This window comes from Rhodopirellula sp. JB055 (genome assembly GCF_043100905.1).
Classification (GTDB): Bacteria; Planctomycetota; Planctomycetia; order Pirellulales; family Pirellulaceae; genus Rhodopirellula.
Window position 1 is genome coordinate 1 of the sequence record NZ_JBICHO010000488.1, and the last position, 7,129, is coordinate 7,129.

Genomic DNA, 7,129 nt, shown 5'->3' on the forward strand with positions numbered 1-7,129 from the left:
TTGTGTGAGGCATTGTTTTTTCATAACCCGAAGCGTCAGCGAGGCGAAGTCAACATCATTTTTCCCTCGCTGACGCTTCGGGTTTTGAGAAAAACGCAACTTCAAAACTCACGCGTTCAGGTCGTGATGAGTGGTCTTGACCGACTCTGACGGGCAAGAGTGCCCATTCGCCATGCGTTGAAACGTCGTTGATGACTCAGCCGACAAGCCGTCACCATTGACGCCCCAATTGCGGATGCCAAATTCATTTCTGGTTTGCAGCTTGGGAGGGTGAAGTGAAACTGCACGACCTGTATGTCTGCAAGTTGTTGTTCGACCTTCCTGGAATCCTCACCGAGAGGTGATCCCTCAGCGAATTCACTCAAGCATTGAGCGCGTCGCTGAGTTTCAGGCTTTCTTCCACCAACAAATCGACGCGTCGAGCAATCTCTTCGTCGGCCAATGAATCACCTTCAAACGATTCCCCGGTCGCGTACACGAACCGTGGCACGATCAAGCAGCGGAAATCCAACATCAAGCTGTTGGCCAACCCCATGACGGACATGTAACTCCCTTGGCCGCCGGCTGCCAACAGCATCGCAACCGTTTTGCCGGTCCATGCTTTCCCAGTCAACTCCACCGCGTTCTTGATTGCCGCATTGACGTCGTAGTTGTAGACCGGTGACGCAATGTAGATCGCCTCGGCCGAACTCACCAATTGGCTCAGGGCGATCACTTCTTCATGCCCGTACGCCGAAGCCCCATCGCAAGGTGGCAGCGTCCGCTGCGACAGATCGAACACCTCGACTTCGCGATTTTGTGCACGCAATCGCTCGGCAACCGATCGCGCGAGGATTCGACTGCGACTGGTGGGATGAAGGCTGGAACTGATGACGAGATGCATGCCCTGGCTCAATCGAGAGTGATATCGGAAGAGAAGAAGAACTCTGACGAAGGCGAGTTCAAGTGAAGAAAAATCGTGTCACGTGATAGAAAATCGGAGCCGCGAAACAGATATTGTCGATCTGGTCCAGAATTCCAGCGTGCCCCTGAACCAAAGTGCCAGTGTCGGTCACACCTCGGTCTCGCTTGATCGCACTCATCGTCAGCGTGCCCATGCTGGCCATGGCAGTCACGACCACGCCCATTAACAACGCTTCCCACCAGAAAAACGGTGTGGCCCAACGCAAGAGAGCGGCGATCACGCCGGTCGACATCATCGCCCCCAGGACACCTTCCCAAGTTCGCGAGGCATTGATATCCGGAGCAATCACGTGACGGCCGGCCAATTTGCTCCACACGCGTTCCAACGATAGAGACAACTGGGCGATCAGGACAAAGAACATCAACAAGTTGACGTTGCTGCCCGTCCAAGGTTCACCGCCCGTTCGAACCAACTGCAGATCCAACAGGGCCGGCGCATGAGACAAGGAATACACACACACCAGCAGACCAGCCTGGATCTTCGCGCACCGTTCGAGAAACCGCTTGGCATCGCCCGCAATGGCTGCACGAGCCGGGATGAACAGGCTTGCGTACACCGGAATCATGATGCTGTAAAACGGATAAAATTCATCGCCCAACCCGATCAGGATGTACTGCAACGGTGTGAAGATGAAGAAGATCCAAAACAGCGTCCGATGGTCCCCGCGTCGAGTCGGAGTCATCGAGATGAACTCCCTCAGCGCCCAGAACGACACCATTGAAAACAACACCACCAACCCAATCCGGTGAATCAGGGAACCGATCACGAAGATCGCCACCATGGTCCACCACACGCGCAGCTTGCTACGGAAACGTTTGACGACCGCGGCATCCACCGCGATGGAATCATTGCGTCCGAGCAGGAATGCGACCAGCGTCGCGATCGCCAGCGCGGCCAAGATGACCGCGATCAGGATGTAGGTGGTTGTATCTGGCAAGGTGAACTTCGGAGTGAGAGGAACCGACTCGACCAGCAGCGTTTCTGCGTTGGCTTAGGCTGTTAATTTGGCAACCACGGCTGCCCCCATCTCTTCCGTGGAAACGCTTTTGGATTGATCCCCGCGAGCCAAGTCGGGCGTACGCAGGCCATCAGTGATGACGGCTGCGACGGCCGTTTCAATCGCCTCGGCTTCTTCGTTCAACCCCAGCGAGTGCCGCAACATCATCGCTCCAGCCAAAATGGTCGCCAATGGATTCGCGATGCCTTTGCCTGCGATATCGGGTGCTGATCCGTGAATCGGTTCGTAAAGTCCTGGGCCACCTTCCCCGAGCGACGCACTGGGCAGCATGCCTAGTGAACCGGGCAACATCGATGCTTCATCGGTCAAGATGTCGCCGAACATGTTACCGGTGACCACCACGTCAAATTCCGAGGGGCGATTGATCAAGTGCATCGCCATCGAGTCGACCAGCACGACGTCATACTGCACGTCCGGGAATTCGCTGGCCATGACTTCGGCCGCCACGCGCCGCCACAATCGACTTGGTTCCAAAACGTTGGCCTTGTCAACGCTGGTCAATCGATTCGAACGTCCCCGAGCAGCTTGAGCAGCCATCCGAACGATTCGCTTGACTTCGCTGGCGGAATACGTCATCGACTGGAACGCCGTTTCGCCTTCGCCGCTGCCCGAGGTACCAGACTCACCGAAGTAGATCCCGCCCGTCAATTCACGAAAGAAAAGAATGTCAGTGCCTTTGACGATGTCCGCTCGCAGCGGGGACGCCTCGGCCAATTCGTCAAACAACTTGATCGGCCGCAAATTCGCGAACAAACCCAATTCCTTGCGGATTTTCAACAACCCGGCTTCCGGACGAGTTTTGGCCGATGGATCGTCCCATTTTGGCCCACCAACCGCTCCCAACAAAATCGCGGCAGAATCACGGCACGCGTCGATCGTCGCTTGAGGAAGCGGATCACCGGTCTCATCGATCGCGATTCCACCGATCTGGTGCGAACTGAATTCGAACGTGTGTCCAAACCGCTCCGCAACCTTGGTCAATACCAAACGGGCTTGTTCGACGATTTCTGGTCCGATCCCGTCTCCGGGCAACAAAACGATGGAGGAGTTCATAACGGCGAGTGCGGGGCTGTGATGGTGGGAGGAAACGAGCAAGTCAAACGATTTTTGGAGCACAGAACTTAGCCGAATCGCAGCGTTTCCCCCAGGGTCCTGGACACCCAATCATCACAACCGGCATGACCACCCAAGTCCCTGGCAATGCGTCCATCACCACGAAAGTGGTCCTCACACGGGGGCGAACTCTATCCCAGACTTGCACATGAGTGCGTCCATCACGCCCCACCAAACTTCGCCACTGTCACTGGGCACGCATCGGCACTGATCCAGAATCGTCCCATCGGCACACGTTCGACACCTCAGCACGTCCCAAACATGCAATCGACCAATCCCTCCGAATTTTCGCCCAGCACCGCCCCCGCAGCTTTGCCTGTTCGGTCGACGGCAGTTGCCAGTCCCACGCCCGCGGCTTCTTTTTCCGCCGCCAGCCTCCCATCCGTCCTGAGCACGACACGAGAAGTTCGGGTACTGCATGTCGTCAATGGCGAACATTTTTCGGGTGCCGAACGCGTGCAATCTCACCTGGGACGCTGCCTGCCAGATTTCCACGTCGCTGCCGACTTTGCCTGCGTCAAACCAGGACGCTTCGCCGAGATGCTGGAAGAACGCCAAACCGGCGTGGGGGGTGAAAAATGGGGGCACTGCCATCGCCTCCCCATGCGAAACCGACTGGACTGGACCTCCGCCAAACGACTCGCTCGAGTCGTGGCCGAAGGTGAGTACGATCTCCTGCACGCTCACACCCCACGCACCGCGATGCTCGCCTCCGTGGTTTCCAAATGGTCCGGTCGTCCCTGGGTGTACCACGTCCACAGCCCTGCTGGGCGAGATTGTGAACGAGCCTGGTCCAACCGCATCAACGCGTGGATCGAACGTCGCTCCCTCGCCAATTGTTCACATTTGATCACCGTTTCCAACAGTCTTCGCGAAGACACCATCCAACAAGGTTTTCGCGCAGATCAAGTCACCGTCGTTCACAACGGTGTCCCCGCCATCCGCCCCACTCGGCAAAACAAACCAACCGTTGGAAGCCGCTGGACCATCGGCATGGTCGCCCTGATGCGATCCCGGAAGGGGCTGGAAGTGGTCCTGGATGCACTGGCGATCTTGAAGAACCGTGGCACCGAAGTCACTCTGCGTTGCATCGGCCCCTTTGAAACAGAAGCCTACCGACAACAGATCGACGCCCAGATCACGGATCTTGGGATCGGACACCTGATCGACTGGGTGGGATTCACACAAGACGTTCCAGCCGAACTGGCTCGCATGGATGCGATGGTCTTGCCCAGCCTCTACGGCGAAGGGTTGCCCATGGTTGTCCTGGAGTCGATGGCGGCGGGGACTCCCGTCATCGCCACCTCAGTCGAAGGCACACCGGAAGCCATCCGGCACGGTGTGGAAGGATTGCTCGCCGAACCTCGCAACGCAGATTCCTTGGCAAAACAAATCGAAGCCATGGTGTCCGGACAATACGATTGGCAAGCGATGTCTGACTTCGCCGTCACGCGCCACCACCAATGTTTCAGCGATCACACGATGGCTCATGGCGTTGCCAAGGTCTACCGCCGCATCTTGGACCCAACGGGACATCCAACTGACGGTTGATCCGGTGCAAATTTCTGCCCCGCAACACATCGCCAGCTTGGTACGATAATCCCAGCGGCGCGAGTACCGCGTTTGTGATCCCAGGTATCTAGATACAGCGGAAAAAAATGCGAAGCTTCAAGGGATGGGCCCCCGTTTTTGAATTCAACGATCTTGTCATCACTCGCCTTCTGTTGATCGGATTGCTGCTGGTATGCCTCCCGGCCACCCTGCGCGCTCAACCGCCATTCCGCAACGACGAGCGCTCGTTCCCTGACCACCGCCATTCAGGAATGGATCATCGTCGGGGTGCTCCATCCGGCGAATTCGATTTGGTGGAACCCTCCGGCGTGGTGACGGGCCGCATCTCCTTGCGTCGCGGAAGTCTGATCTATCGCCACGGTGATGGGCGTCAGGTTATCTACTCTCGCGATCGACGCTTTGACACCCCGGACGGACAGTTCCTCGGTTACTACAACACGCTACTTGCGAGAGTACTGAAGTTTCCGCGAAGTGGCTTTGGCAGTTTTTTCTACATGGATCTGGACAACTTCAATCCCTTCCCTCAGGCCTCCTATCGATTGGTGCGTCCCGTCGGCGTGGGACCAATCGGTGGTCCCGTGTTTGGTCCTTTGGCGGGCGGATACATCGAATACGGTGCGCCGATCTACGGCGGATTTGGTCTGCCTTGGCTCACTCCCGCACCCCTGTTGGGATGGGGCATCAACGACATCCCGATTGGTCCGGTGGCAATCAGTCCGATCCCACTGAACCCAGGTCCGGTTCCAATCGACACTCGACGGGTTGCATTGCCAGATTTGCCGCCCGCGAAAATTCGATTCACCAACAGCAGCCAAAGGGACGTCAACGTCACGCTGACCGATTCACGACAAACGGGTCTGTCGAAAACATTCCGATTGGCCCCCGGTGAATTCGAAGACATGAAACTACGTCGCGACGCCGGTCACGAATGGGTTGAAACATTCGAGTTGCTATCGCCCGATGGCCAGTGGATAACTCGCGAAGTCCGCCGGCAAATTCCGCCGCAAGCCCGCTATGAAATTGTCGTGCATGAATGGCGAGTTCAATCCGTCGCGATTGACCGCACCGCACGAGGCAACAATCGAATCGAGGACATCAACATGCAAGGCAAAGGCATTGGGCGTTTTCTCTTGCCACCCGGTCCCGAACTGACCGACCAAACCATCGATGTCTTTCAATCCGCACGAGCGATGCAAAACCAAGGCACCGTGACGCCTCTGATTTCAGACGAACAACTCCAAGAACAATTCCGCCCCAGCGATCGAGTCTCGCCGTTCGAACGAGCCATCCTCCAGCAGCAGCGGGCAATGCAGCAAGGTCAACGCTGAGCAACGTCTTCCACTATCATCTGAAAGACTGCAACTGCCCTGAACGTTTCCCTTGCAAACCAAACAAGAGGCACCGATTTGTCCCGCCCCAAAAGAAGCATCGACAGGCAAACGGCACCGTTGGAATGCATCGCCGTTGCTCTGCTCCTGCTCGCAGGATGCCAGGAAACGGGTCCCGAAGAAACCTCGACGCTCAGCAACGTGGTCGAGCACGAATCCGACGACGCCATCGAGAGCTACCTGCAAGCTCAAGATGAAAATTCGCGGCAGATGGAGGAGCAATTTCAGGAACAGGTGATCATCGCCCCGGAAACCACTGCCCCGCCTGTCGAAACGGATATGTCAGAGCCTCCTACCGATACTTCCAATCTGACAGTGGACATCATCTGACGGCCAAACCGATTGTCAACGCTAACGAAAGCCCCTTCACATCACGCCCGCGAAAGGAACTGTCCCGTTCGCGAATCGATCTTCAAGCGTTCGCCTTCCTTGATGTATTCGGGAACCTGAACGACCAAGCCCGTTTCCATGGTGGCCGGTTTGGTGCGTGAAGTTGCTGAGTTGCCCTTCACACCAGGATCACATTGGGCAATGTTCAGCTCCACCGTCGCTGGCACTTCGATCCCGACGCAAGCATCGTTGTAGATCAGTGCTCGCATGCCATCCAACCCTTCCGTGATGTACGGCATTTGTTCTTCCGCGTCTTCCAGCGGAATTTCGTATTGCTGGTAATCCTCTTTATCCATCACATGCAAGTGCTCCGTATCGGTGTACATCAGCTGCACATCTCGCCGAGAGAAGTCGGCTTCTTGAAGGACATCCGTGCCCTTCATTGTGATGTCGACCTTGTTGCGGGTCATCACGTTGCGAGCCCGAAACTTGTACAGCGTTGCGGCACCGCGAGCCGACGGCGACTGCACCGACATTCCTACGATCATCACCGGGTTGCCTTCGTGGACCACAACGGTGCCAGATTTGACTTCTTTCGCGAGCATGATTGACAACAAAAAACGAGAAGAGAATTTTTGAGAAACCTACTGCTCCACCCCAACCAAGAAAAGCCCGGATGAATTGGAAGGCAACCTGAGCAACGCGTCCCGTCGAATCAGACCAAACCTCACAATCGTCAGCCCC

At 56.5% G+C, this 7,129-nt stretch carries 7 protein-coding genes; 3 read left to right on the forward strand and 4 right to left on the reverse strand.

Annotated features, from left to right (window positions below; all coding sequences use genetic code 11):
- Positions 1–361: 361 nt before the first annotated feature.
- Genes ACF8AM_RS19265 through leuB form a run of 3 tightly spaced genes read right to left on the reverse strand, consistent with a single transcriptional unit; the run spans position 362 to position 3,035 of the window.
- On the reverse strand, positions 362–895 hold the full coding sequence (locus ACF8AM_RS19265; protein WP_392557213.1) for an NADPH-dependent FMN reductase: 534 nt from the start codon (positions 893–895) through the stop codon (positions 362–364).
- A gap of 46 nt (positions 896–941) precedes the next feature.
- Positions 942–1,901, reverse strand: a complete 960-nt coding sequence (locus tag ACF8AM_RS19270; protein ID WP_392557214.1) for a phosphatidate cytidylyltransferase — start codon at positions 1,899–1,901, stop codon at positions 942–944.
- Positions 1,902–1,955: 54 nt separating this feature from the next.
- On the reverse strand, positions 1,956–3,035 hold the full coding sequence (leuB, locus tag ACF8AM_RS19275) for a 3-isopropylmalate dehydrogenase (protein ID WP_392557215.1): 1,080 nt from the start codon (positions 3,033–3,035) through the stop codon (positions 1,956–1,958).
- Between the two features lie 321 nt (positions 3,036–3,356).
- On the opposite strand from leuB, the gene ACF8AM_RS19280 reads away from it, so the two are divergent.
- From ACF8AM_RS19280 to ACF8AM_RS19290, 3 genes are all read left to right on the forward strand, one after another.
- Positions 3,357–4,646, forward strand: a complete 1,290-nt coding sequence (locus ACF8AM_RS19280) for a glycosyltransferase family 4 protein (RefSeq protein WP_392557216.1) — start codon at positions 3,357–3,359, stop codon at positions 4,644–4,646.
- 272 nt (positions 4,647–4,918) lie between these two features.
- Positions 4,919–5,995: a hypothetical protein gene (locus ACF8AM_RS19285; protein WP_392557217.1), complete on the forward strand. Its 1,077-nt coding sequence runs from the start codon at positions 4,919–4,921 to the stop codon at positions 5,993–5,995.
- 78 nt (positions 5,996–6,073) lie between these two features.
- A complete protein-coding gene (locus ACF8AM_RS19290; protein ID WP_392557218.1) occupies positions 6,074–6,385 on the forward strand; it encodes a hypothetical protein in 312 nt (103 codons plus the stop codon).
- A gap of 41 nt (positions 6,386–6,426) precedes the next feature.
- On the opposite strand, the gene ACF8AM_RS19295 is transcribed toward ACF8AM_RS19290, so the two are convergent.
- Positions 6,427–6,990, reverse strand: a complete 564-nt coding sequence (locus ACF8AM_RS19295) for an elongation factor P (protein ID WP_392557219.1) — start codon at positions 6,988–6,990, stop codon at positions 6,427–6,429.
- Positions 6,991–7,129 lie beyond the last annotated feature (139 nt).

Coding starts and splice junctions, on each gene's coding strand:
- leuB (WP_392557215.1), bottom strand. CDS start 3,035: ATGAACTCCTCCATCGTTTTGTTGCCCGGAGACGGGATCGGACCAGAA.
- ACF8AM_RS19280 (WP_392557216.1), top strand. CDS start 3,357: ATGCAATCGACCAATCCCTCCGAATTTTCGCCCAGCACCGCCCCCGCA.
- ACF8AM_RS19285 (WP_392557217.1), top strand. CDS start 4,919: ATGGATCATCGTCGGGGTGCTCCATCCGGCGAATTCGATTTGGTGGAA.
- ACF8AM_RS19295 (WP_392557219.1), bottom strand. CDS start 6,990: ATGCTCGCGAAAGAAGTCAAATCTGGCACCGTTGTGGTCCACGAAGGC.